General features: G+C 54.1%; 1 protein-coding gene. It reads left to right on the top strand.

Going from position 1 to position 416, the window contains the following annotated elements:
• Positions 1-230: 230 nt before the first annotated feature.
• Positions 231-416, top strand: a 186-nt coding sequence (locus FCS21_RS16550) for a hypothetical protein (protein ID WP_222928010.1), incomplete at its 3' end; no start/stop codon positions are given.

Below are 416 nucleotides of genomic sequence, written 5' to 3'. Positions count from 1 at the left end.
ATGTCTATTCGTGGTCGCGCGAGATTACCATGCAGGCGGGTCGGGGATTATGACGTTTGAGCATGGGGTATGCTGGAAACAGATGGTGCATGCTGGCCTTAAAATGCTTATTTCGCATTATTATAGAATTACGTTATGCATTATAAGAAGTTTACAGCGGCCGATCCGGTCCTTATGGTGTGGGCAGATTATTCCTGTGAACACTATCGAGACCGTACGCGCGGATCGACTTGAACGGCCTGACAAGGCATCTGGAGACGAACGTGCGTTACCTGACGAGACTGGCGGCCGGGTTGGCGGCCGTATTGCTGTGCCTGACCGCGAATGCGCAAACACTGGTGGTGGGCGACCAAAGCTACAACGCCCAGGCCGCGATGGAAGCGGCGGGGGTGCTTGAAAACCTGCCCTATACCCTT

Origin of the sequence: Colwellia ponticola (assembly GCF_005885605.1) — a bacterium.
Lineage (GTDB): Bacteria > Pseudomonadota > Gammaproteobacteria > Enterobacterales > Alteromonadaceae > Colwellia > Colwellia ponticola.
Note: the sequence above shows the minus strand (reverse complement) of the source record. Positions and strands in the feature narration are given on the sequence as shown.